General features: G+C 71.0%; 21 protein-coding genes and 1 pseudogene. 15 read left to right on the top strand and 7 right to left on the bottom strand.

Translation table 11 applies throughout. The annotated features are described in order from the left end of the window. Positions 1–180: 180 nt before the first annotated feature. The 11 genes and pseudogenes from HD557_RS15415 to HD557_RS15370 all read left to right on the top strand — a co-directional run bounded on the left by HD557_RS15415 (position 181) and on the right by HD557_RS15370 (position 12640). Complete coding sequence (locus tag HD557_RS15415) at positions 181–1191, top strand: iron ABC transporter substrate-binding protein (protein WP_196874521.1); 1011 nt, start codon at positions 181–183, stop codon at positions 1189–1191. A 20-nt stretch (positions 1192–1211) separates the two neighbouring features. Next, positions 1212–2738 carry an ABC transporter permease gene (locus tag HD557_RS15410; RefSeq protein ID WP_231380308.1) on the top strand — a complete coding sequence of 509 codons (1527 nt, stop codon included), beginning with the start codon at positions 1212–1214 and terminating at the stop codon, positions 2736–2738. Next, positions 2735–3772 (top strand): ABC transporter ATP-binding protein, encoded by a 1038-nt coding sequence (locus tag HD557_RS15405; RefSeq protein WP_196874520.1) that lies wholly within the window; start codon positions 2735–2737, stop codon positions 3770–3772. The genes HD557_RS15410 and HD557_RS15405 overlap by 4 nt, the downstream gene beginning before the upstream one ends. Then, positions 3769–6243 carry an AMP-binding protein gene (locus HD557_RS15400; protein ID WP_196874519.1) on the top strand — a complete coding sequence of 825 codons (2475 nt, stop codon included), beginning with the start codon at positions 3769–3771 and terminating at the stop codon, positions 6241–6243. The genes HD557_RS15405 and HD557_RS15400 overlap by 4 nt, the downstream gene beginning before the upstream one ends. Then, positions 6240–6716 (top strand): annotated as a pseudogene (locus HD557_RS28275) (O-acetyl-ADP-ribose deacetylase); the annotation flags it as partial. The gene HD557_RS15400 and the pseudogene HD557_RS28275, both read left to right, overlap by 4 nt. Before the next feature lie 72 nt (positions 6717–6788). Beyond that, entirely contained in the window at positions 6789–7172 is a 384-nt protein-coding gene (locus tag HD557_RS28270; protein WP_307785745.1) for a DUF6508 domain-containing protein, read from the top strand. Between the two features lie 35 nt (positions 7173–7207). After that, complete coding sequence (locus tag HD557_RS15390) at positions 7208–8194, top strand: hypothetical protein (protein WP_196874517.1); 987 nt, start codon at positions 7208–7210, stop codon at positions 8192–8194. Positions 8195–8948: 754 nt separating this feature from the next. Continuing rightward, positions 8949–10223, top strand: coding sequence for an HNH endonuclease signature motif containing protein (locus tag HD557_RS15385; RefSeq protein ID WP_196874516.1), 1275 nt, complete (start codon positions 8949–8951; stop codon positions 10221–10223). Between the two features lie 55 nt (positions 10224–10278). After that, the gene (locus HD557_RS15380) at positions 10279–10902 is read left to right on the top strand and encodes a flavin reductase family protein (protein ID WP_196874515.1); all 624 of its coding nucleotides are present in this window, start codon (positions 10279–10281) and stop codon (positions 10900–10902) included. 131 nt (positions 10903–11033) lie between these two features. Next, positions 11034–12293 carry an extracellular catalytic domain type 1 short-chain-length polyhydroxyalkanoate depolymerase gene (locus HD557_RS15375; RefSeq protein WP_196874514.1) on the top strand — a complete coding sequence of 420 codons (1260 nt, stop codon included), beginning with the start codon at positions 11034–11036 and terminating at the stop codon, positions 12291–12293. Positions 12294–12328: 35 nt separating this feature from the next. Beyond that, positions 12329–12640: a hypothetical protein gene (locus tag HD557_RS15370; RefSeq protein ID WP_231380307.1), complete on the top strand. Its 312-nt coding sequence runs from the start codon at positions 12329–12331 to the stop codon at positions 12638–12640. 4 nt (positions 12641–12644) lie between these two features. Here the strand turns inward: HD557_RS15370 and HD557_RS15365 are convergent, their stop codons facing one another. Both HD557_RS15365 and HD557_RS15360 read right to left on the bottom strand, forming a co-directional pair. Further along, positions 12645–13031, bottom strand: coding sequence for a nuclear transport factor 2 family protein (locus tag HD557_RS15365; protein ID WP_008361565.1), 387 nt, complete (start codon positions 13029–13031; stop codon positions 12645–12647). Between the two features lie 34 nt (positions 13032–13065). Next, complete coding sequence (locus tag HD557_RS15360; RefSeq protein ID WP_196874513.1) at positions 13066–13482, bottom strand: hypothetical protein; 417 nt, start codon at positions 13480–13482, stop codon at positions 13066–13068. A 110-nt stretch (positions 13483–13592) separates the two neighbouring features. Here HD557_RS15360 and HD557_RS15355 point away from each other — a divergent pair, with 110 nt between their 5' ends. Beyond that, entirely contained in the window at positions 13593–14285 is a 693-nt protein-coding gene (locus HD557_RS15355; RefSeq protein ID WP_307785630.1) for a polysaccharide deacetylase family protein, read from the top strand. Here the strand turns inward: HD557_RS15355 and HD557_RS15350 are convergent. Then, positions 14275–15558 carry an endo-1,4-beta-xylanase gene (locus HD557_RS15350; RefSeq protein ID WP_196874511.1) on the bottom strand — a complete coding sequence of 428 codons (1284 nt, stop codon included), beginning with the start codon at positions 15556–15558 and terminating at the stop codon, positions 14275–14277. The genes HD557_RS15355 and HD557_RS15350 overlap by 11 nt on opposite strands. Positions 15559–15670: 112 nt before the next feature. Here HD557_RS15350 and HD557_RS15345 point away from each other — a divergent pair, with 112 nt between their 5' ends. Together HD557_RS15345 and HD557_RS15340 are read left to right on the top strand one after the other, a co-directional pair. After that, the gene (locus tag HD557_RS15345; protein WP_196874510.1) at positions 15671–16783 is read left to right on the top strand and encodes an FAD-dependent oxidoreductase; all 1113 of its coding nucleotides are present in this window, start codon (positions 15671–15673) and stop codon (positions 16781–16783) included. A 31-nt stretch (positions 16784–16814) separates the two neighbouring features. Continuing rightward, on the top strand, positions 16815–17567 hold the full coding sequence (locus HD557_RS15340; RefSeq protein WP_196874509.1) for a DoxX family protein: 753 nt from the start codon (positions 16815–16817) through the stop codon (positions 17565–17567). A gap of 7 nt (positions 17568–17574) precedes the next feature. On the opposite strand, the gene HD557_RS15335 is transcribed toward HD557_RS15340, so the two are convergent. Genes HD557_RS15335 through HD557_RS15325 form a run of 3 tightly spaced genes read right to left on the bottom strand, consistent with a single transcriptional unit; the run spans position 17575 to position 19729 of the window. Continuing rightward, complete coding sequence (locus HD557_RS15335; protein WP_196874508.1) at positions 17575–18222, bottom strand: GNAT family N-acetyltransferase; 648 nt, start codon at positions 18220–18222, stop codon at positions 17575–17577. Between the two features lie 43 nt (positions 18223–18265). After that, positions 18266–18457 (bottom strand): hypothetical protein, encoded by a 192-nt coding sequence (locus HD557_RS15330; RefSeq protein ID WP_196874507.1) that lies wholly within the window; start codon positions 18455–18457, stop codon positions 18266–18268. An 18-nt stretch (positions 18458–18475) separates the two neighbouring features. After that, positions 18476–19729, bottom strand: coding sequence for an aspartate aminotransferase family protein (locus tag HD557_RS15325; RefSeq protein ID WP_196874506.1), 1254 nt, complete (start codon positions 19727–19729; stop codon positions 18476–18478). A 107-nt stretch (positions 19730–19836) separates the two neighbouring features. Here HD557_RS15325 and HD557_RS15320 point away from each other — a divergent pair, with 107 nt between their 5' ends. After that, positions 19837–21303 carry an NAD-dependent succinate-semialdehyde dehydrogenase gene (locus HD557_RS15320; protein WP_196874505.1) on the top strand — a complete coding sequence of 489 codons (1467 nt, stop codon included), beginning with the start codon at positions 19837–19839 and terminating at the stop codon, positions 21301–21303. Between the two features lie 16 nt (positions 21304–21319). Here the strand turns inward: HD557_RS15320 and HD557_RS15315 are convergent, their stop codons facing one another. Beyond that, positions 21320–21976 carry a GntR family transcriptional regulator gene (locus HD557_RS15315; RefSeq protein ID WP_196874504.1) on the bottom strand — a complete coding sequence of 219 codons (657 nt, stop codon included), beginning with the start codon at positions 21974–21976 and terminating at the stop codon, positions 21320–21322. Positions 21977–21987: the final 11 nt, after the last annotated feature.

The raw sequence follows: 21987 nt of genomic DNA, 5'->3' as shown, positions 1-21987 counted from the left end.
GAGGCGCAACACCCATGGTCGTGACCCCTCCATTCCTCTGGCAAACGAATCCTTTTGGCATAAGGCATCGCCAAAACCGATGCAGGTCGACCCGCGAGCTGGTGCGAGCCGCCTGCATGGCACCCTGGCGCTCGCATTCTTAGGTAAACCTTTCTAAGGTCAGCCTTACCAAATGAAAGGATGGCCGTGAAGCCTCTCTCCGCTGTTGTGGTCTCGGTCTCGGTTGCCCTCCTCGGGGCAACGCTCACCTCCTGCTCCTCCGGCGACGCCCTCGTCGTCTACAACGCTCAGCACGAGCAGCTCATGGAAGAGCTGGTGCCGGCATTCGAGAAGGAGACCGGGATCGACGTCGAGCTGCGCAACGGCAAGGACCTCGAGCTGGCCGCCCAGCTCGTCGCGGAGGGCGAGAAGTCGCCGGCCGACGTCTTCCTCACCGAGAACTCCCCGGCGATGGCCGCGGTCGAGCGCGAGGGCCTGCTGGCCACCCTGCCGGACGACGTGACCGCGCCGATCCCGGAGCAGTACCGGCCGACGAGCAACGCCTGGACCGGGTTCGTGGCCCGCTCCACCGTGCTGGTCTACAACACCGACGAGATCACCGAGGCCGAGCTGCCCACCTCGATGCTCGACCTGGCCAAGCCGGAGTGGAAGGGCAAGGTCTCCTTCTCGCCGACCGGTGCCGACTTCCAGGCGATCGTCGCCGGGGTCCTGGCCACCGAGGGCGAAGCGGCAACCAAGGCATGGCTGGAGGGGATCAAGGCCAACGGCACCGTCTACGACGGCAACAACGTGGTGCTGGAGTCGGTCAACGCGGGCGAGGTGCCGGTCGGGATCATCTACCACTACTACTGGTACCGCGACCAGGCCGAGTCCGGCGAGGTCAGCGACAACTCGAAGCTCCACTTCTTCGGCAACCAGGACCCCGGCGCGTTCGTGAGCGTCTCCGGCGCCGGTGTGCTGGCCTCGGCCGAGCACAAGTCCGACGCCGAGAAGTTCGTCGGCTACCTGACCGGCAAGACCGGCCAGCAGGGCCTGGCCGACAGCTACGCGCTGGAGTACCCGCTCAACCCCGAGGTCCAGCTCGACCCGCCGGTCAAGAAGTTCTCCGAGCTCGCGCCGCCCGCCGTGTCGGTCTCCGACCTCGACAGCGCCGCGGTGGTCGACATGATGACGGAAGTCGGCTTCCTCTGAGCAGCCTGCATCTCGGCACGTTGGACACCGTCCGGTACGGGCGGTGGCTGGTCCCGGTGCTGGCCGGCGCGATCGTCGCCGCCTGCCTGATCCCAGTCGGGTACGTCCTGTGGTCGGCCGCATCGGTCGAGCCCTCCGAGGCGTACGACTTCCTGGTCCGGCCGCGGATCGGGGAGCTGCTGTGGAACACCGGTTGGCTGGTGGTCGCCGGGGTCCTGCTCTCCGTCGTGTTCGGGGTCTGCGGGGCGTGGGTGGTCGAGCGGACCTCGCTGCCCCTGGCCGGGTGGTGGCACGGGGCGCTGTGCGCGCCGCTGGCCATCCCAGCCTTCGTCAACGGCTACGCGTGGGTGGCGACGACCCATGCGGTGCAGTCCTACCCCGGGACGGTGCTCGTCGTCTCGCTGTCCTACTACCCGCTGGTCTACCTGCCGACGGTGGCCGCGCTGCGCCGCCTCGACCCCTCGCTGGAGGAGGTCGCGGCGTCGCTCGGCCGACGGCCGCGGGAGGTCTTCCGGCTCGTGGTGCTGCCGACCCTCGCCCCGGCCGTCCTGGGCGGGGCGCTGCTGGTCGGGCTGCACCTGCTGGCCGAGTACGGCGCCCTGCAGCTGCTCAACTACCCGACCCTGACGACCGCGATCCTGCAGCAGTACGGCACGGCCTTCAACGGTCCCGCCGCGACCCTGCTGGCCAGTGTGCTGCTGCTGGCCTGCTTCGGGCTGCTCGCCCTGGAGATGCTGGCCCGTGGGCCGGCGCACCGCGCCCGGGTCGGCAGCGGAACCGCGCGCCCGGCGCCCAGGACGCGACTCGGGCGCTGGACCGCGCCCGTCGTGGTGGGACTCGGAGCCTTCGTGGCACTGGCCGTCGGTCTCCCCGCGGCCAGCCTGGTGCGATGGCTGGCCCGAGGCGCCTCGGCCGAGCTCGACCTGTCCCGGCTGCTCCCGGCGGCCGGCACCAGCATCGCGCTCGCCGCCGTCGCCGGCCTGGTCGCGACGGCCGCAGCGCTTCCGGTCGTCTGGGAGGCCGTGCGCCACCGGACCAGCTGGTCGCTGGGTGTCGAGCGGGCGGCGTACACCACCAGCGCGCTGCCGGGCGTCGTGGTGGCGCTGGCCCTGGTGACGGTCGCGATCGGCTGGCTGCCCGGGGTCTACCAGACCCTGCCGCTGCTGGTGGCGGCGTACGTCATCCTGTTCCTGCCGCGGGCGCTCGTCGCGGTGCGCGGGGTGCTGGAGCTGGTGCCGCCGCGGCTGGAGGAGGTCGCGCTGAGCCTGGGCCAGAGCCGGGCCGGGGCGATGCGGCGGGTCACGCTGCCACTGCTCCTGCCGGGGCTGGCGACGGCCACCGCGCTGGTCGCGCTCGCGGTCTCGACCGAGCTGACCGCCACCCTGCTGCTGGCCCCGATCGGCACCACGACCCTGGCCACCGAGTTCTGGAGCGAGGCCTCCGCGGTCGCCTACGGCGCTGCGGCGCCCTACGCGCTCGCGCTGGTGCTGCTCGCGATCCCGGCGACGGTGCTGCTGGGGCGCTCGTCCCGAGGGGAGGCGCGATGACCGCGGCACTGCAGGTGAGCGGGCTGCGCGCCGGATACGGCCGTCGCCAGGTGCTCGACGGGCTCGACCTGACCGTCGAGGACGGCGTGACCGCCGTGCTCGGAGCCTCCGGCTGCGGCAAGACCACGCTGCTGCGCTGCGTGGCCGGGTTCATCACGCCCAGCGCCGGCGAGATCCGCATCGGCGGGCGCTCGGTCGCGGGGCTGGCGCCGCGCCGCCGCGGGATCGGGTATGTCCCGCAGGAGGGCGCGCTCTTCCCGCATCTCGACGTCGGCGGCAACATCGCCTTCGGGCTGGGCCGCTCGGTGTCCCGGGCCGAGCGGCAGGCGCGGGTGGCCGAGCTGCTCCGGCTGCTCGAGCTGCCCGCGGAGCTGGCCGACCGGCATCCGCACGAGCTCTCCGGCGGCCAGCAGCAGCGGGTCGCCGTGGCCCGTGCGCTCGCGCCCCGGCCGGCTCTGGTGCTCCTCGACGAGCCGTTCTCCTCGCTCGACGCCGGGCTGCGGGAGGAGTCGGGGCGTGCGGTCGTGCGGGCGCTGCGTACGGCCGGCGCGGCAGCGCTGCTGGTCACCCACGACCAGGGCGAGGCGCTCTCGCTGGCCGACCAGGTGGCCGTGATGGCCGCCGGGCGCTTCCTGCAGGTCGGCTCCGCGGTGGACGTCTACCTGACCCCGGAGCATCCCGGGGTCGCCGCCTTCCTCGGCTCGGCGACGCTGCTTCCCGGCGAGGTCGCCGCCGACGGACGGGCCGACTCGCCGCTCGGCGAGGTCAGGCTCGCGGCGCCGCTGCCCGCCGGCCCGGTGACGCTGGTCGTACGCTCCGAGCAGGTGCAGGTCTCGGCCGATGCCACCTCGGGGACCAAGGGCGTCGTGGAGGAGGTCTCGTTCTTCGGCCACGATGCCACCATCCGGGTGCGGCTGGGCGATGACGTACGCGTCACCGCCCGGGTCGCCGGCACCGGGATCCCCGACATCGGGGCCACGGTCGCGCTCGAGGTCGTCGGGCCGCTGGTCGGCTATGCCGGGGACGCTCGATGAGCTCGACGATCGCGACGGGTGCCCATCTGCTCCTGAACGGGCGGCCGGGGGACCCGGCGGTGATCACCGCCGAGGCGACGCTGACCTATGCCGAGCTGGAGCAGGCGGTGACGGACCGGGTGGCTGCGTACGGTCCCGCGCACGGGGTGGTGCTGCTCGAGGCGGGCAACGACCTGGACTCGGTGATCGGCTATCTGGCCGCGCTCGCCGCTCGCCGGCCGGTGCTGCTGACGCCGCCGGGCAGCGACCTCGGCGAGCTCCGGACGCGCTATCAGGCCGCGTTCGGCGGCACGGCCGAGATCCACCCCGACCTCGCCCTGCTGCTGTCGACGTCGGGCTCGACCGGGTCACCGAAGCTGGTCCGGCTTTCCCGGGGCAACCTGGCCGCCAACGCGGCCAGCATCGCGGCCTACCTCGGGCTCACCTCCGCCGACCGGGCGATGAGCTCGCTGCCGCTGCACTACTGCTACGGCCTCTCGGTGCTCAACTCCCACCTCAGCGCCGGGGCCGCGGTGATCCTCACCGACCTCTCCGTCGCCGACGAGTGCTTCTGGGACGTCGCGGCCCGCAACGGCGCCACCTCGTTCGCCGGGGTGCCCTACACCTTCGACCTGCTCGACACCTCGGGCTTCGCCGAGCGCTCGCTGCCCTCGCTGCGCTACATCACCCAGGCCGGCGGCAAGATGCCGCCCGAGACGGTCCGTCGCTATGCGGCTCTTGGGGAGTCTCGTGGCTGGGACCTGGTCGTGATGTACGGCCAGACCGAAGCCACCGCCCGGATGGCCTATCTCCCGCCGGACCTGGCTGCCAGCCGTCCCGAGGCGATCGGCATCCCGATCCCGGGCGGGCACTTCCGACTCGATCCCGTCGACGGTGTGGGGGAGGGCGTCGGCGAGCTGGTCTACACCGGGCCGAACGTGATGATGGGATACGCCGAGAGCGTCGGCGACCTCGCTCGCGGTCCCGAGCTCACCGAGCTCCGCACCGGCGACCTCGGCCGGCAGGCCGACGACGGGCTGTGGGAGATCACCGGCCGGCGCAGCCGGTTCGGCAAGGTGCTCGGGCTGCGTCTCGACCTCGACCGGATCGAGTCCGAGCTCGGTCCCGGGGCCGCTCGTGTCGTCGCGCCGGGCGGCCGCCTGCACCTGTTCACCTCCGATCCTGGGTCAGCCGCCGGGTTGCCGGCACTTGTCGGGGGCATCGTGGCCCTGCCGCGCGCGGCCGTCCAGGTCCACCGGATCGACGAGATGCCGCGTACGCCGAACGGGAAGGTCGACTACGCCACCCTCAACGCCTGGGCGAGCATGGCCGACGCGGCCGGGCCGCCGGACGCCGGGCCGGCAGGCGCTGGGCTGGCGGCGGGTGCGGACGCCGAGGCGCTGCGTACGGTCTATGCGGCGGTGCTCGGGCGGCCCGACGCGACCGTGGCCGACAGCTTCGTCTCGCTCGGCGGCGACTCGCTCTCCTTCGTCGAGATCGCGACCCAGCTCGGCGAGCGGCTCGGCACCCTGCCCACCGGCTGGCAGCACCGGAGCATCACCGAGCTCGCCGCGAGCGCGCGGAGCCCGCGGCGCTGGCTGCGGCCCGTCGAGATCCCGGTGCTGCTGCGCGCGGTGGCCATCGTGGCCATCGTCGGCAGCCACGCCGACGTGTGGACGCTCCTCGGCGGCGCACACATCCTGCTCGCGGTGGCCGGCTTCAACCTCGCCCGCTTCGGGCTGACCGCCCCGACCCGGGTGCTGCGCGCCCGTCGGCTGCTCCGGGGTGCGGCAGCGGTCGCGCTCCCGGCCGGCCTCTGGGTCGCCGCGGTGGCCCTGGTCAGCGACCGCTACCACTGGCCGACCGCGCTGGGGCTCAACCAGGCGCTCGGCAGCGACGAGTGGACCCGCGACTGGCAGCTCTGGTTCCTGGAGGTCATCACCTGGTCGTTCGCCGGGCTCGCCCTCCTGCTCCTGGTGCCCGTCCTCGACCGGTGGCAGCGGCGTCACCGGTTCTCGGCGGCTGTCGGCGTGGTCGGCGTGACCCTCGCGGTCCGGTATCTGTGGGTCGGTCTCGAGGCCGGTGCGACCGAGCGCTACACGATCGGCTGCGTCCTGTGGTGCGTCGCGCTGGGCTGGGCGGCGGCCGAGGCCCAGCGACCGTGGCAGCGGGTGCTCGTCGCGGGGCTCGTCGTGGTGGCGACGTACGGCTTCTTCGGAGATCCGGTCCGCGAGGCCACGGTCGCCCTCGGCATCCTCGTCCTGCTGGTCCCCTGGCCTGCGCTGCTGCCGTGGCCGCTGGCGCGGCTGACCGCCGTGCTCGCCGCCTCGTCGCTGTGGATCTACCTCACCCACTGGCAGGTCTATCCGGGGCTCGAGGCCGCCGGCCTCGGGTGGCTGGGTGTCCTCGCCTCCCTCGCCGCCGGGGTGGCTGTCGCACTCGGTCCGGCCGCATGGGTCGCTCGCGCCAGGGTCGCTAGATTGACGGCGTGAGGATCACGGTCGTACGCGGGGACATCACCGAGCAGCACGTCGATGCGGTCGTGAACGCCGCCAACTCCTCGCTCTTGGGCGGCGGAGGGGTGGACGGGGCGATTCACCGGCGCGGCGGCCCGACGATCCTCGAGGAGTGCCGGCGGCTGCGGGCGGGTCACCTCGGCGGTGGTCTCCCGGTCGGGCAGGCGGTCGCGACGACGGCGGGGAACCTGCCCGCACGGTGGGTGATCCACACGGTCGGCCCCGTGTTCGGCGACGCCCAGGACAACACCGGCCTGCTGGCCTCGTGCTTCCGTGAGTCGCTCCGGGTCGCCGACGAGCTCGGGGCGCGCACGGTGGCGTTCCCGGCGATCTCGACCGGCGTCTACCGCTACCCGCTCGAGGAGGCTGCGTACGTCTCGCTGTGGACCCTCGCCCGGACGCCGACCTCCGTCGAGGAGGCGCGCCTGGTGCTCTTCGACCAGAAGGCGTACGACGCCTTCGACCGCGCCCACGCGGCTCTCGATCCCTCGGACGCCGAGGTCGAGGCCGAGCTGCGGAGCATGCCGGAGAAGATGTGGCGGGAGACGTTCGAAGCGGCCGACGGGCTGACGGCCGAGGACCGCGACTGGACGTGGGGAGGCGGCCAGAAGATGGAGAGCGGCGCGACCCAGGCGCCGTACCCCGTCTACAGCGACCGGGTCCGACAGCTCTATGTCTCGCTGCCAGGCGCCAACATCGACTGGATGAAGTGGATGAGCGGCAACCCGCTCCTCTCCGACCCCGCCCGTCTCGCCGACCTGCCCGCCGCTGACGCCGCCCGCCTGGCGACCGTCTACAGCCGCGGCGAGCGGTTCAGCGACGGCGTCTTCGGACGTGCCCTCCAGGACGGCTCCCTCGACGCGATCGTCGCGCGGCTGCGTACCTGGTACGACACCGAGCGGTGAGATCATGCCCTTGTCTCGGGACCTAAGGGGATGTTGTGAACTCTCGTGTTGTCGTTGTCGTTGTCGGCGTCGTGATTGTGCTGCTGATGGTCGGTGGTGGCGTCTGGAAGTGGCGCAGCGGACTGACGCCGCACTATGAGAAGGCGACGGTCTGCGGCGTACGGACCGACCTCGTCGAGGACCTGCTCGACACGGACAGATTCGTGGAGAGGTATGGCTTCGGGAGGCGCTGCTCGGCCGTCGTCGGCGGAGAAGGCTCTGACGACGGCGAGCTCGAGTTCACGCTGCTCGCCGATGATGCGGAGACCTGGCCGAGGCGGCTCCGGACGGTGGAGTCGAGCGCTCACCGGATGAGCTTCAACGGCGGGCTCGCCGGCTTCGAGCGCACCGACGACAATTTCGAGGGCAGGTGGGTGTGCTCGCGATACTGGCCGGGGCTACCGGCGGTCTCCGTCTGGTCCTCCTCCGAGATCGAAGGATCCGCGAAGGCGTTCGGCAAGGTGCTCAGGGCGGCTGCCGAGTACGCCGCCGGCTGCGACGCCGATCCTCTCGACGGACCCTTCGAGGCGTACGCCGAGCCGACCGCCTGCGGGATGAGCACCGGGCGTGTCGCGTCGGTGCTCGGCACCGACTTGTTCAGGGGCTCCGATCCCGAACCGCTGCCTCTCGGGGATCGGGGAAGCTGGTCCTGTGCCGTCGTCAGTGACAGCGTCGGCGGGGAGGTCGGCAGCGTCGTGGCGGCGGCGTCGGTCGAACAGGACGACTGGGAGGTCGAGCACCGGCGGATCGGCGCGGTGAAGGAGTCGTTCGCGGTGGCCGGTGGGCGGGCGTACGTCGATGGTGGCGGGCGTGCTGCGCGGGGCTTCTGGGCGTGTGATCTGGGGCCGGATGTGGTTGGTGGTGGCATGGTCGCCACGGTCGGGGCTGCTGGGGTTTCGTCGCGGCCTTTGTCTCTGGGGGACGTTCGGGCGATGGTCGCTGAGGTTGCGGGTGCTGTTGGTTGTGGGGCGCGCGGCGAGTGACTTGTCTCGGTGGTCGAGCTTGTCGATACCACCGTGTGCGTAACCGTTCCTTGGTGCTGGTCTGGGCCGCCGACCCGTTCTTGAGGGTCTTCTCGATCTGCTCCGGCGTCAAGGACGGCCTTCGGGCGCCGGCTTCGCCGGGCGCGCGACATGGTGTGTCACGGACCAGTGATGCCCCGGTGGTCGAGCTTGTCGAGACCACGCGTGCGTGATCGTTTCTTCGTGGTTGGGGTGGGCCGCCGACCCTTTTCTGAGGGTCTTCTCGCCGGGCCCCGGAGTAAAGGACGGCCTTCGGCCGCCGGCTTCGCCGGCCGCGCGACATGGTGTGTCACGGACCAGTGATGCCCCGGTGGTCGAGCTTGTCGAGACCACCCTGTGCGTAACCGTTCTTCGTGGTTGGTGTGGGCCGCCAACCCGTTCTTGAGGGTCTTCTCGATCTGGTCCGGCGTCAAGGACGCCCTGCGGGCGCCGGCTTCGCCGGCCGCCTTCGGCGGTCCTGGACTCCGGACCAGATCGAGAAAAGATTTGGCTGGCTATCGGGGTGGCGGCCCGGGTGTGGCGCAGCGAGATTCTTGTACGGGATCGGACTGCTTGGGGGAGGGATGGTGGCCCTTCGGGCCACTTATCATCCACAGGAACGAGGCCGTTCGCTGACCGCGAAAAAGCAGTCTGACCTGGATAAATAGGTGGCCCCGTGGGTGCTTTGCGAGTAGAATCAGACCTATCACAGCACACCTCTGAAGGGAGGGACGCGATGAGTCTCGGCCGCGAGATCGACCACTGGGGTACCAACCCCGGTGACGCGATCGACGCCGCCCTGAGCACCATCGAATCCTCCCTTCGAGAGCTGCTGTCCAGCGACCCTGTCTATTGGCGGACCGGGCAGAAGAAGGACCTGCTCGAACGACTCGAGAAGCTCCAGGCCCAGCAGGCCGCGGTGAAGCTGCGGGTCCTCGCTTCTGCCGGCGACATTGCCGAAGAGACCGGCGCCAAGGACGCGTCGGGGTGGTTGCGGACCGAGCTGTTGGTCGACAAGGCCGTCGCGCGGGCCCAGGTGAAACTCGCTGCTGGCGTCGCGAAGTACGAGCGTGTCGCGGCCGGTCTCGCTGCTGGTGAGGTGTCCCAGGACAAGGCCCGGGTGATCACGAAAGCCCTCGACGCGATCGAGGCAGATCCGGTCGCCAGCACCGAAGACGTTGCGTTGGCCGAGAAGCTGCTGGTCGACTACGCCACCCGGCTGACCGCCAACGAGCTCCGCATCGTAGGCAAGCGCATCCTGGCCGAGATCGACCCGGCCAGGTTCGAGGACGCCGAAGCCAAAGCACTGTTGGCCGAGGAAGAACGCGCCCAGCAGAAGACCGCGCTCCGGATCTGGGACAACCACGACGGCACCATCGGGTTCGACGGTGTTCTGCCGACCTCGGTCGGGATGCGGTTCAAACGGCTGGTCGAGGCCTACGCCCAGCCCCGCAAACAACAACTCCTCGACAAAGGTGCTCCGTTGCCCCCGTGGGGACGGTTGATGGGCCAAGGCTTCGCCCGGCTCTTGGAGACCGTCGACCCGGCCGCCCTACCCCGGCACGGTGGTGACGCGACCACCATCAACGTGGTGATCTCCCTCGAGGAGCTCCGCAAAGACCTCGGGATCGCGACCCTGGGCTACGACGAGACCAACGGCGCCACCATCAGTGCGGCGGAGGCCCGCAAGATGGCATGCAACGCCACCATCATCCCCTGGGTGCTGGGCGGAGACGGCGAGATCCTCGACGTCGGACGGGCCAGCAGGCTCTTCCAGCCCATCCAACGCAAAGCGCTACGCCTACAGCACAAGTGCTGCCAAGCAGATGGCTGTGACATGCCACCCGAATGGTGCGACGCCCACCACCTCGACCCCTGGGCCACCGGCGGCACGACGAATCTCAAGGACGGCGCCCTCCTGTGCCCACATCACCACCGCCTGGCCCACAACCCCGCCTATGTTCATGAACGGTTGCCGGACGGCACCATCCGCTTCACCCGCCGCCCCTGAGTGCTCCGTCGGATACCCGCCGGAAGTGTCCGGTGGCTCGCCCTAGGTTCTGGGCATGAGCACGCATGTGGACATCGATCCGGCCATCCTCTACTTCGGGACGCCGGTGGTGGTGCTTTCGACGCTCAACGAGGACGGCAGCACGAACCTGATGCCGATGTCGTCGGTGTTCTGGCTGGGACGTACGGCGGTCCTCGGGATGGGGGCCTCGTCGCAGACGGCGCGCAACCTGAGGGAGCGGCCCGAGATCGTCCTCAATCTTCCCAGCGTCGACCTGGTGACCCAGGTGGACCGGCTGGCGCTGACGACGGGCAGTGCGGCGATGTCGGCGGCGAAGGCGGAGCGTGGGTACGTGCACGTGGCCGACAAGTACGGGCACGCCGGGTTGACGGCGTACGGATCGGACACGGTGCTGCCGACGTCGGTCGCCGAGTGCCCGGTGCACATCGAGGGGACGATCTCGGCGATCCACGAGCTCGGGGAGCCGAAGCTGCTCGCCGTGGAGGTGGCGGTGACGGCGGTGCGGGTCATGCCTGACGTACGCCTCGAGGGTCATCCCAACCGGATCGACCCGGATCGGTGGCGGCCGCTGGTGATGAGCTTCCAGCAGTTCTACGGGCTGGGGGAGCGGGTGCATCCGTCGCGGTTGGCGAGCATCGACGAGGAGCTCTACCGCTGACCGGCGCCGGATCGATACATCCGGGCGGCGGAATGTGGTTCCGGTCGACATAGACCTGTGGCGAGCGTCACATCTACCGTCGATCTGCCCGCCGGTAAGCGGCGGGCGGGTCTCGCTCAGGAGGATCGGTCATGCGTCTCGGGTCACGGATCTCACCCAGGTTCCGGCAACGACGGATCGGTGCGGCGCTCGCGGGCCTCGGGCTGGTGCTCACCGGCGGTACGGCGATCGCGGTCGCGCCCTCCGCAGAGCCTGCGGCGGCCGCCGGCACGTGGACGGCCCGGACCGCGGGAGGGATGACCACCCAGCTGTACGTCCCCAGCACCTCTCCGACGCTCGGCACCGGGCGTGCGCTCATGGTCAATCTGCACGGCTGCGTCCAGACATCGGCCAACCTGCGCGACGGCGGCAACTGGACCGCGACCGCCGACGCCCGCGGCATGGTCGTCGCGGTCCCCGCGGCGCCGAACGGCGGCGTCATCCTCGGCTGCTGGGACTACTACGACAGCAACCACTCCCGGACCTCGCCGAGCCGGCACGACGACAACCTCCTCCAGCTGGTCAGCGACCTGCTCGCGGATCCGGCGCTCGACATCGACCCCGACCAGGTCTACCTCTCCGGGCTGTCCTCCGGCGGCGGCGAGACGATGGTGATGGGGTGCCTCGCGCCCGACGTCTTCGCCGGGATCGGGATCAACGCCGGGCCGTCGGTCGGGACGACCTCGGGGCAGATCGGGTCCGTGGCGGTCACCCAGTCGCAGGTCACCAACACCTGCCGGACCTTCGCCGGCTCGGCCTCGTCGGGTTTCGGCAGCCAGGTCACCTCGGTGATCTACGGCTCCAACGACACGACCGTCGCGCCCGGCTACAACACCCTGAACGCGCAGGTCATGGCCGGGATCTACGGTGCCTCCTCGCAGTCCTCGTTCTCGCTGTCGGGGCTGGCCGGCAACAACACCGCCGGTTCCGGGACGCTGTGGTCGGACGGCAGCGGCCCGCGGGTATCGCTGATCCAGAACACCGGGATGGGCCACAACTGGCCGGCCGGCGGTGGCCCCGGTGGCTCCTACATCACGACGAACTCGATCGACTACCCGGCGTACGTCACGGACTTCTTCTTCGACAACAACCGCCGCGTCGATCGGAGCACCGAGCCGACGGACCCGCCCACGGAGGAGCCCACCGACCCGCCGACCGAGCCCGGCCTCTACTGCGGCTCGGCGACCAACGCCCAGCACCAGGCCGCCGGGCGGGCGCACTCCTACGGGACCAACCCCTACAACCCGTACTACGCCGATGTCTCGGAGGACTACATGGGCCAGGGCGACGCCACCGTGACGACCCTCCAGGAGTCGGCGGGCGGCCGCTTCGACGTGGTGACGACCTGCTGACGTAGGCTTCGTGTCCCGACGGAACGAGGTGCAGCATGACAGCGAGCAAGTCGGCTCGTGAGAGGAAGGCAGCCTCGCAGGCCGGGCCCCTGGCCACGGTGAGGATCGATCTCGACGAGCAGCAGCAGTTCGTCTACAAGGTCACCTGCACGGAGTGTGTCGTCCGGGACCGGATCAAGTGGGCGACCTATCGCGCCGGTGAGGACAACGGCTTCATGGCGGCGATGGACCGATGGATCTTCCACCTCACCCAGAAGCACCCCGAGGCGGACGCACCGTGCCTGAAGTTCCTGCCCGAGGCCCAGCAGCGGCAGCAGGAGCGGCGGGACGCGCGGTCGTCCGGCTGACGGCTCAGCCGTTCGACGCCGCGGCCTTGATCTCCTCGAACTGCGCGCCCATCCGGGCGGCGAGGGCCTCAGCGGCACGCAGCGGGCGCACCATCACCTTGAAGTCGACGATCTTCCCCTCCTCGTCGTAGGTGAGGAAGTCGCAGCCGTTGAGGTCGAGGCCATCGACCTTGGCGGTGAACTCATAAGCGTGGTGGGCGCCGTCGTGGATCTCGCGTACGTAGGTGAAGTCCTCGAACACCTTCACCACCGCGCGCAGGATCGCGGCGGTGATCGCCCGGCCGGGGTAGGGCTTGAACGCGACCGGGCTGGTGAACACGACGTCGTCGGCCAGCATCGACTCGACGGCGTCCATGTCCTTGGCCTCGATCGCCTCACGGAAGGTGGTCATTCGGGCTCCTCCTGGGTCGGTGGTGCAAGAGAGCCTAGAGGGAGGGGCGTTGCGGCGCGCTGTTCCCCACCGTCCCGCCGCCGCCGAGCGCGTAGCCGATGCCGATGCCCACCGCGGCGGGGGCGAGGACGAGACCGGTGAGGAACGGGGTCAGGTTCCAGAAGTCGCTCCACAGCACGCCGAAGTCGCGACCCTCCTCGAACCAGATCCGGAACGGACCGCTGAGGCCGACCGCGCCGGCGATCACTGCCCACCGCACGAACACGGGCACGAGACGCTTCGCGTGGTATCCGTCCCACAGGCCCCAGAGCCCGGAGACGGCGAGCAGCAGTGCGAAGTAGAGCAGGCCGGCGCCGATGGTGGCGTCCTCCGCGCGGAAGAGGATGTCTGTTGCGATCGAGAACAGGATGCTGCCGCCGACCATCACGGTCAGCCGTACGAAGAGCTTCATGTCTTCAGGATCCTGGATCGAAGGCGCGAGGCGCATGAGCGCCGGTACTCAGATCCGCGGGAACGGCTCGGCGCTTGACAGCCGCCGAGAGGAACGACAGGGTCGCGACGGTGGAGTCGAGCAGCGACCGGCAGACCGGCCGGGACCCCGGGTTCGTGCCGGGAGGCGCGGTCCGTCCGACGACGATGCCGCTCGCCGCTGCCAGGGGCACGGGCAAGGTGGCCGCCCTCACCTTCGACGACGGTCCCAACCCCGGCGAGACCGATCGCTTGCTGGACGTTCTGGCAGCTCACGAGGTCACCGCGGTGTTCTGCGTCATCGGCCAGAACATCACCGCCCACGGCGGCGCCGAGATCCTGAGGCGCATCGTCGCCGAGGGCCACACGCTGTGCAACCACTCCACCTCCTACGCCGACATGGGCAGCTGGTCCCATGCCGAGGTCGAGCGGGATCTCGAGGCCACCCTCGCCACGATCCGAGAGGTGCTGGGTGACCCGACCCAGCAGGTGCCCTACTTCCGGGCTCCGAACGGCAGCTGGGGCATCACCGGAGAGGTCGCCGCAGCCCTCGGCATGCAGCCGCTCGGGCTGGGCAACGTGGTCTTCGACTGGGACGGCAACGACCTCTCCGAGGAGACCCTGACGAACAACCTCCGCGCGGCGATCCAGCCCGGCGCGGTGGCCCTGGCCCACGACGGTGGCGGCAACCGCGAGAACACCGTCCGCGCGGTCGAGACGGTGCTCCCCGAGAAGCTCGCCGAGGGATTCACCTTCACCCTGCCGCAGGGCGGCGTCACGGCGTGACGGTCAGCTCGGTTCGCGAGCTGTCCGGCGTGAGCTCGAACGCGGCGGTCGAGTCCTCGATGCCGACCCGGTAGTCGCCCGCCCAGCCGCGCACCTTCACCCGCCCCTCGGAATCGGTGCGCAGGTGCGTCGGCCCCAGCCACCACTCCTGCTTCACCAGGCGGTGGAGCGCGTCGTACGCCGGTTTCGGGGTGCCGTCGGCACGCACCAGCCCCGCGGGCGCGCCGAGCCAGGACCCGAGATCGGTGAGGCCCCAGTAGGTGACCGCCTCGACCGACGGGTGCGAGAGCAGGGTGCGGTAGTGGCGTACGAGCTCGTCGGCCTGACGCTCCTCGCCCTCGGGGGTCGAGGGCCAGCTGGGCACCTGGTGGTCGTTGAGGTCCTCGATCTCGGCCGGCATCAGGTCGCCGGAGAGGAGCGTCGTCTCGCTGAGGTGCAGAGGGAGGCCGAAGCGGGCGAACCGCTCGAGGACCTCCAGGGTCCGCTCCTCACCCCAGTAGCCCTGGTGCATGTGGCTCTGCAGGCCGATCGCGTCGACTCGGATCCCTGCCTCGAGCACGCCCTCGATGAGGCACTCGTAGGCCGTGGACATGTCGAAGTCGTTGAGGACGAGACGTACGCCGGGGTCGGCTGCCCGCGCCTCCTCGAAGGCCAGGCGTGCCATCGGGATGCGGCCGAGCTGCCGGCACAGCCGGGTGATGGCGTTCTGGCGGTCCTCGTTGTCGAAGACCGGCATGATCACCAGCTCGTTGACCGCGTCCCAGGTGTCGACCAGCCCGCCGAACGCGGTGACCTCGCGGCGGATCCGGGCACGGAGCACCTCCTCGACCTCCGCGGTCGGCGCGTCGAGGAGCCAGGCAGGGGAGAGGGTGTGCCAGGCCAGCGGATGCCCCTTGAGGGACACTCCGCGGTCGCGAAACCAGCGCGCCGCGGTGAGCAGGCGCTCGGTCTCGGGCTCGCCTCGCACGGGCTCGAAACCGGACCAGTAGAACGGGAGCGTCGCCGTGTTGAACAACCCCAGCCAGAGGTCCACGAGCCGCTCGGCGGTCTCGGGGTCGGCGCCGCCGAAGACCGCACCGGGAGACTCGGCCGTGTCGGCGTTGGCCAGACCGATGAAGTCGAAGCCGATGTTGCCGAAGGCGAAGGCGTGGCGGGTCTGCTCGACGACCACCTCGGTGTCGGCGTAGGCGCTGCCGTCGGGACGGAGCAGCGTCAGCATCGCCTCGTGGGAGCGGTGACGGAGGGTCGGATCGGGGGAGAGCAGCTGGTTCACAGGAGACCTTCGGGGGTGAGGTTACGCGGGTGTAAATCGTTATCGACAACGATTGAAGAGCGCAAGGGTCTGCTCGGGTGGAGGACGGCACCGGTCGGCTAGATTGCGCATCGTGAGTGGATCGACGAGCAGTCGGAGTGCCCTGGTGGTCGGCGCGGGGATCGGAGGGCTCACCGTCGCGCTCGCGCTGGCGCGGACCGGGTGGCAGGTGACCGTGCTGGAGCGGGCCCCGGAGCTCGCCGAGGTCGGGGCCGGTCTCTCGATCTGGCCGCGGGCGTGGGGCATCCTGACCGACCTCGGGGTCGCCGACCGCCTCGTCGACGGGACCCGCCCGGCGATCCAGGCGGGCTTGCGCCGCCCCGACGGGCGCTGGCTGGCGAAGGTGCGCGCCGACGCCGTCGCGCGCACCCCGGTCATGGTGCACCGAGCACGGCTGCACGAGGCCCTGGTGGCGACGCTGGCGGAGCACGAAGGAGCCGAGGTGCGCACCGGGGTCACCGTCACCGGCCTGGCCGGCCTCGACGAGCTCGACCCCCGCGGTCCGGCCGACCTGGTGGTCGCCGCCGACGGCATCCGCAGCGTGATCCGGAACGAGCTGCACCAGCGCGAGGACGTACGGCATGCCGGCTACACCGCCTATCGCGGCGTGACCGCGGAGCCGGTGTCGGGCGCCGCCTCGAGTACGGGCGGGGAGACCTGGGGGACCGGGGTGCGGTTCGGCCACGTCCCGCTGGTGGACGGCCGGACCTACTGGTTCGCGACCGCCAACCGGCCCGCCGGGGAGACCGGCGGCGATCATCACGCCGACGTCACCGCGCTGGTCGGCCACTGGCACGAGCCGATCCCGCGGCTGCTCGCCGCGACACCGCCGAGCGCGGTCATCCGTGGCGACATCTGCGACCTGCGGCTCCCGCTGAAGCGGTTCGACCACGGTCGCGTCGTACTGCTCGGCGACGCCGCGCACGCGACCACGCCCAACCTCGGCCAGGGCGCCTGCGCCGCGATCGAGGACGCCGCCGTCCTCGCCGCGCAGCTCGCCGGCCATGCTCGCATCGAGAGTGCGCTGGTGGCCTACGACCGCATCCGGCGCCCGGCGACGCAGCGGCTGATACGTGCCTCCCGGCTGGTCGGCGTGCTCGGCCAGGTCGAGAACGGGCCGGTCGTCGCGGCCCGCGACACCGGCCTCGCCGGGCTGGGCGCGATCGCGGGGCTGCTGAGCAGGTAGGCGTCACAGACGCGGGGCGAGCGGTGTCTGGATGGCCATGACGGCTACCTATCTCGCCCTGACCCTTATCGCCTCGATCGCCGCCCTCGGCGGGGCGGTGCTCAACCTGACCGGCCACCGGATACCCGTGACCGAGGCGCAACGGTTCTCGGTGCCCATGGAATGGTTGAGCTTCCCGATCGGGGTGTCCTACGCGCTGGGCTTCCTCGGTCTGCTGGTCGGGGTGGCGGTGCCGGCGGTCGGGATCGTCGCGGCCGCCGGGTTCGTGGTCTTCTTCGTGCTCGCGATCGGGGCGCACCTGCGGGTGGGCGACCGGAGTCTGGGTCGTGCCGCCGTGGGTCTTGCGCTGGCGTCGGCCACGCTCGTCGTCACCGCGATGTACGCGGCGGGGCAGGACGATCTCGGCGGGGTCGTGGCGGCGTACGTCCGTGACGTTCCGGAGCCGTGGTGGCCGGTCGTGCTGCTCGCGGTGTTCCAGATCGGCGACGCGGTGATGTGCTTCAAGCCGGTCGGGTTCATCGCCCGTTGCTTCACCGACGTCGGGCTGCCGAGGGCGCTGTGGCCGGTGATGCCGTGGGTCAAGGTCGCGGCCACGGTCGGCCTGGTCGCCGGGCTGTGGGTGCCGTACGTCGGGGCCCTGACCAGTGCGGCCCTGATCGTCTACTTCGTGTGTGCCGTCGCCGCACACATCCGGGCCCGGGACATCGGCCGCAACCTCTTCCTCAACGCCACGCTGTCGCTGGTCCTGTGCGTGGCCGTGTTCGGCTTCTGCTTCCTGCGCTGAGCCGTGTCTAGGCCGCACCGAACAGGGGCAGGCACGGCTCCACGCCGCTGACCTCGACGCCGCCGCGGTCGTTGCGCTCCCACCGCTCCCGGCCGAGCCGGAGGCGGTGGGAGACCAGCACCTCGCCGTCGCGTACGTCACGGGAGATGCCGTCGGGCTCGTAGCCGAGCTTGGTGGACACCCCGACGGAGGCGGCGTTGTCGGGGAAGGCCTCGGAGGTGGCGTACGCGGCGCCGAGGTGGTCGAAGGCCAGGGTGAGCGCGCCGAGACGGGCCTCGGTGCCGAAGCCGTGGCGGTGGTGGGGAAGGCCCAGCCAGGAGGCGGTGCTCACCTCGCGCCGCTCGGCGAACTCGGTGGCCGAGAGCCACACGACCCCGATCGGCTGCCCGTCGAGGAAGACGGTCAGGCCGAGGCTCCAGTCGCCCGGCTGCCACTCGCCGCGGCTCCCCCAGGCGCCGCGCAGCACGTGGCGCGCCCGCTCCAGCGGAGGCCGCTCGGCCCACGGGGTCTGGAAGGGCCGGTCTCCCGGCTCGTGCACGCCGTCCGCCGCGACCGCGGCCAGGCGAGCGAGCTCGTCGTCGGTCGGCAGCCGCAGCTCCAGCCGCGGGGTCCGGATCACCAGGCCGAACAGCGGCCACACCTCCGTCAGCGTCATCGGGCCATCATCGAGAGGGGCCGATGCCGCGGGCAACCGGTTATCACCGCTCGGCGCGGCCCGGGTCCCGGACGTAGTCGAGGAGGTCGGCGGCCGTCGAGGTGTAGCGGTCGACCTCCTCGCCGCTGTCGCAGGTGCACAGCACGATGGTGACCTCGCCGGCACGTGGCCAGATCGCCTCCCAGGTCGCGCCGGCCTGCTCCCAGCGGAGCAGTCGCTCGAGGTCGTCGGTCATCGCGAGTCCGCTGTGAGGTCAGCCGAGGACGGCGTCGACGGACTGGGCCCAGAGGCCGGCGGCCTCGTCGATGGCGGGGGAGTCCACCACGAGGGCCGGGATGAACCGCACGACCTGGCCCCAGGCGCCACAGGTGAGCAGCAGCAGACCACGCCTGGCGGCCTCCTGCTGGGCCGCGGCGGCGGTCGCGCCGTCGGGCTCGCCGTCGGGCGTGCGGAACTCGTTGCCGAGCATCAGCCCGAGGCCGCGTACGTCGGTGATCGCCTCGTGCTTGCTCGCGATCTGCTCCAGGGCGGAGCGGAGCTCGGCGCCGCGCTCGGCGGCGTTCTTCACCAGGCCCTCCTCCTCGATGACGTCGAGGGTCGCCAGGGCCGCCGCGCAGGCGACGGCGTTGGCGCCGTAGGTGCCGCCCTGCGAGCCCGGCCACGCCTTCGACATCAGCTCCTCGCTCGCCGCGATCACGGACAGCGGGAAGCCGGAGGCCAGGCCCTTGGCGGTCATGATGATGTCGGGACGCCCGCCGAAGTGGTCGTGTCCCCAGAACTCGCCGGTGCGGCCGAAGCCGGTCTGGACCTCGTCGATGACGAGCAGGATCCCGTGCCGGTCGGCGCGCTCGCGCAGACCGTCGAGGAAGGCCCGGTCGGCGGGCACGTAGCCGCCCTCGCCGAGCACGGGCTCGACGAGGAACGCGGCGGTGTCGGCCGGGGCGCTCTGCGTCTGCAGCGTGTAGTCGAGCTGGCGCAGCGCGAACTCGGTCGCCTGCTCCTGCGGCCAGCCGAAGTGGGGCGCGTCGGGGAAGGGGGAGACCACGACGCCCGCCATCAGCGGGCTGAAGCCGGCGCGGAACTTGGTGCCCGAGGTGGTCATGGAGGCGGCTGCGACGGTGCGGCCGTGGAAGCCGCCGTGGAAGACGATGATGTTGGGCCGGCCGGTGGCCTGGCGGGCCAGGCGGATCGCGGCCTCCGCCGCCTCCGAGCCGGAGTTGGCGAAGAACAGGCTGTCGAGGCCGGCGGGGAGCACGGAGCCGAGCCGGTCGACCAGGTCGAGGAGCGGTCGGTGCCGGACCGTCGTGTACTGCCCGTGGATCAGGTTGGCGATCTGGCGCTGGGTCGCCTCGACCACCTTCGGATGACTGTGTCCGGTGCTGGTCACGCCGATGCCGGCGGTGAAGTCGAGATAGCGACGGCCGTCCTCGTCGAAGAGCTGGACGCCTTCACCGCGAGCCGCCACGACCGGGGTTGCCTGCTTGAGGACGGGGGAGAGCGTGGCCATGGTGGACTCCTGTCGATTGTTGACAATCCGACCCGCTACTACACTAGGCCAGCGTTGGATGGCTGTCAGCCGGACGGCCGGATGCTGACCTTGGAGGCTGATGCGGCATGGGTGGAGAACCGAACGAGGCACGGGTCGTGGCAGAGGTGCCCAAGGGGCTCCTTGTCGCAGGTCAGTGGGTGGATGCGAGCGGCGGCGAGACCTTCGACGTGCTCGACCCATCGACCGGAGAGGTGCTCTGCGCCGTCGCCGACGCGACCCCCGAGGACGGCCGGCGTGCTCTCGACGCCGCTGCGGGCGCGCAGAAGGAGTTCGCCGCGACCGCGCCGCGCGCTCGGGCGGACATGCTCATGGCCGCCTTCGACCTCCTCCACGAGCGCATCGATGACCTCGCGCTGCTGATGACGCTCGAGATGGGCAAGCCGCTGGCAGAGGCGAAGGGCGAGATCGCGTACGCCGCGGAGTTCTTCCGACACTTCGCCGAGGAGGCGGTGCGGATCGAGGGTGGCTACCAGACCGCGCCGGCCGGCGGCTCCAGGTTCCTGATCACCAAGCAGCCGGTCGGTCCGGCGCTGCTGATCACGCCGTGGAACTTCCCGATGGCGATGGGGACGCGCAAGCTCGGGCCGGCGATCGCGGCCGGCTGCACCAGCATCATCAAGCCAGCCGCGCAGACGCCGCTCTCGATGCTCGCGCTGGGGGAGATCCTGCGCGAGGCCGGCGTGCCCGACGGGGTCGTCAACATCCTGCCGACCACCCGGCCGGGCGAGCTGACCGAGCCACTGCTGCGCTCCGGGGTGATCCGCAAGCTCTCCTTCACCGGCTCCACGGCGGTCGGGCGGGTGCTGCTCGCGCAGAGCGCGGAGAAGGTGCTGCGTACCTCCATGGAGCTCGGCGGCAACGCCGGCTTCGTCGTCTTCGAGGACGCCGACATCGACGAGGCGGTCGCAGGCGCGCTGGCCGCGAAGATGCGCAACACGGGGGAGGCCTGCACGGCCGCCAACCGGATCTTCGTGCAGCGCTCGGTCATCGACGAGTTCGGCGAGCGGCTCGCCAAGGCGATGTCCGAGCTGCCCGTCGGCCGCGGGGTCGAGGAGGGCGTACGCGTCGGGCCGCTCATCGACGAGACGGCCAGGGAGAAGGTGCAGACCCTCGTGGACGACGCGGTGGCCGGTGGTGCGCGGGTGCTGACCGGAGGCGCCGCCCCGGAGGGGCCGGGCTACTTCTACCCGCCGACCGTGCTGACCGGGGTGCCGGTGTCGGCCCGGATGGCCAGCGAGGAGATCTTCGGACCGGTCGCACCGCTGACCCCGTTCGACACCGAGGACGAGGTGGTCGCGGCGGTCAACGACACCGAGTACGGTCTGGTGAACTACGTCTTCACCAACGACCTGCGCCGCGGTCTGCGGGTCGCCGAGGCGCTCGAGTCCGGCATGGTCGGGCTCAACCAGGGCGTGGTCTCCAACCCCGCTGCGCCCTTCGGCGGCGTCAAGGCGTCGGGACTGGGGCGGGAGGGCGGGCGTACCGGGATCGAGGAGTTCCTCGAGACCAAGTACGTCGGGATCGCGATGTGAGGCGTGAACCGCGGGTCTAGACGTAGCCCGGGTCGTTGTCGTCGGCATGGATAAGGCGTCGTAGCGCCTCGTCCATGTGCAGCTCGACGCGCTTGAGGGTCAGCTTCACGTCGCCGGCCTCGATGGCGTCGACGATCTGGTTGTGTTCCTCGACCAGCTCGAGCGGCTGCTGGTAGGTGCCCTCCAGCGCGGTCAGGCACATCCTCGTCTCGACGATCAGGGTCTGGTGCATGCGGGCCAGGCGCCGGCTCCCGGAGCACTGCACCAGCACGTCGTGGAAGTGGAAGTCGGCGTCGCTCAGCGCCGCTGGGTCGCCCAGCTCGAGGGACTTGGTCATCGCCTCGCAGGCCGCACGGAGCTCGCGCAGCGCCGCGGGGACCCGCGCCCGGGCGATCATCGTGGCGGCGGCACCCTCGACGGCGGCCCGGGCCAGGTAGATGTCTCGGATGTCGGCTTCGTCGAGCTCGATCACGAAGAGTCCGCGGTTGGGCTCGCTGCGGAGCAGACCCTCCTGGACGAGTCGCTGCATGGCCTCGCGCAGCGGCCCGCGGCTGACGCCGAACTGGGCCGAGAGCGCGGTCTCGCTCAGCTGCGCCCCCGGCTGGAGGGTGCGCTCCATGATCGCCGTGCGCAGCTGGCGAGCGATGACCGAGGCCGTCGACTCTCTGTGCACGGGTTCGAAGC

Source organism: Nocardioides luteus, from assembly GCF_015752315.1.
Classification (GTDB): domain Bacteria; phylum Actinomycetota; class Actinomycetes; order Propionibacteriales; family Nocardioidaceae; genus Nocardioides.
This window is presented reverse-complemented; position numbering and strand designations above follow the sequence as displayed.

Coding starts and splice junctions, on each gene's coding strand:
- HD557_RS15415 (WP_196874521.1), top strand. CDS start 181: ATGGCCGTGAAGCCTCTCTCCGCTGTTGTGGTCTCGGTCTCGGTTGCC.
- HD557_RS15405 (WP_196874520.1), top strand. CDS start 2,735: ATGACCGCGGCACTGCAGGTGAGCGGGCTGCGCGCCGGATACGGCCGT.
- HD557_RS15400 (WP_196874519.1), top strand. CDS start 3,769: ATGAGCTCGACGATCGCGACGGGTGCCCATCTGCTCCTGAACGGGCGG.
- HD557_RS28270 (WP_307785745.1), top strand. CDS start 6,789: ATGCCGGAGAAGATGTGGCGGGAGACGTTCGAAGCGGCCGACGGGCTG.
- HD557_RS15385 (WP_196874516.1), top strand. CDS start 8,949: ATGAGTCTCGGCCGCGAGATCGACCACTGGGGTACCAACCCCGGTGAC.
- HD557_RS15380 (WP_196874515.1), top strand. CDS start 10,279: ATGAGCACGCATGTGGACATCGATCCGGCCATCCTCTACTTCGGGACG.
- HD557_RS15375 (WP_196874514.1), top strand. CDS start 11,034: ATGCGTCTCGGGTCACGGATCTCACCCAGGTTCCGGCAACGACGGATC.
- HD557_RS15370 (WP_231380307.1), top strand. CDS start 12,329: ATGACAGCGAGCAAGTCGGCTCGTGAGAGGAAGGCAGCCTCGCAGGCC.
- HD557_RS15365 (WP_008361565.1), bottom strand. CDS start 13,031: ATGACCACCTTCCGTGAGGCGATCGAGGCCAAGGACATGGACGCCGTC.
- HD557_RS15360 (WP_196874513.1), bottom strand. CDS start 13,482: ATGAAGCTCTTCGTACGGCTGACCGTGATGGTCGGCGGCAGCATCCTG.
- HD557_RS15340 (WP_196874509.1), top strand. CDS start 16,815: ATGGCCATGACGGCTACCTATCTCGCCCTGACCCTTATCGCCTCGATC.
- HD557_RS15335 (WP_196874508.1), bottom strand. CDS start 18,222: ATGACGCTGACGGAGGTGTGGCCGCTGTTCGGCCTGGTGATCCGGACC.
- HD557_RS15330 (WP_196874507.1), bottom strand. CDS start 18,457: ATGACCGACGACCTCGAGCGACTGCTCCGCTGGGAGCAGGCCGGCGCG.
- HD557_RS15325 (WP_196874506.1), bottom strand. CDS start 19,729: ATGGCCACGCTCTCCCCCGTCCTCAAGCAGGCAACCCCGGTCGTGGCG.
- HD557_RS15320 (WP_196874505.1), top strand. CDS start 19,837: ATGGGTGGAGAACCGAACGAGGCACGGGTCGTGGCAGAGGTGCCCAAG.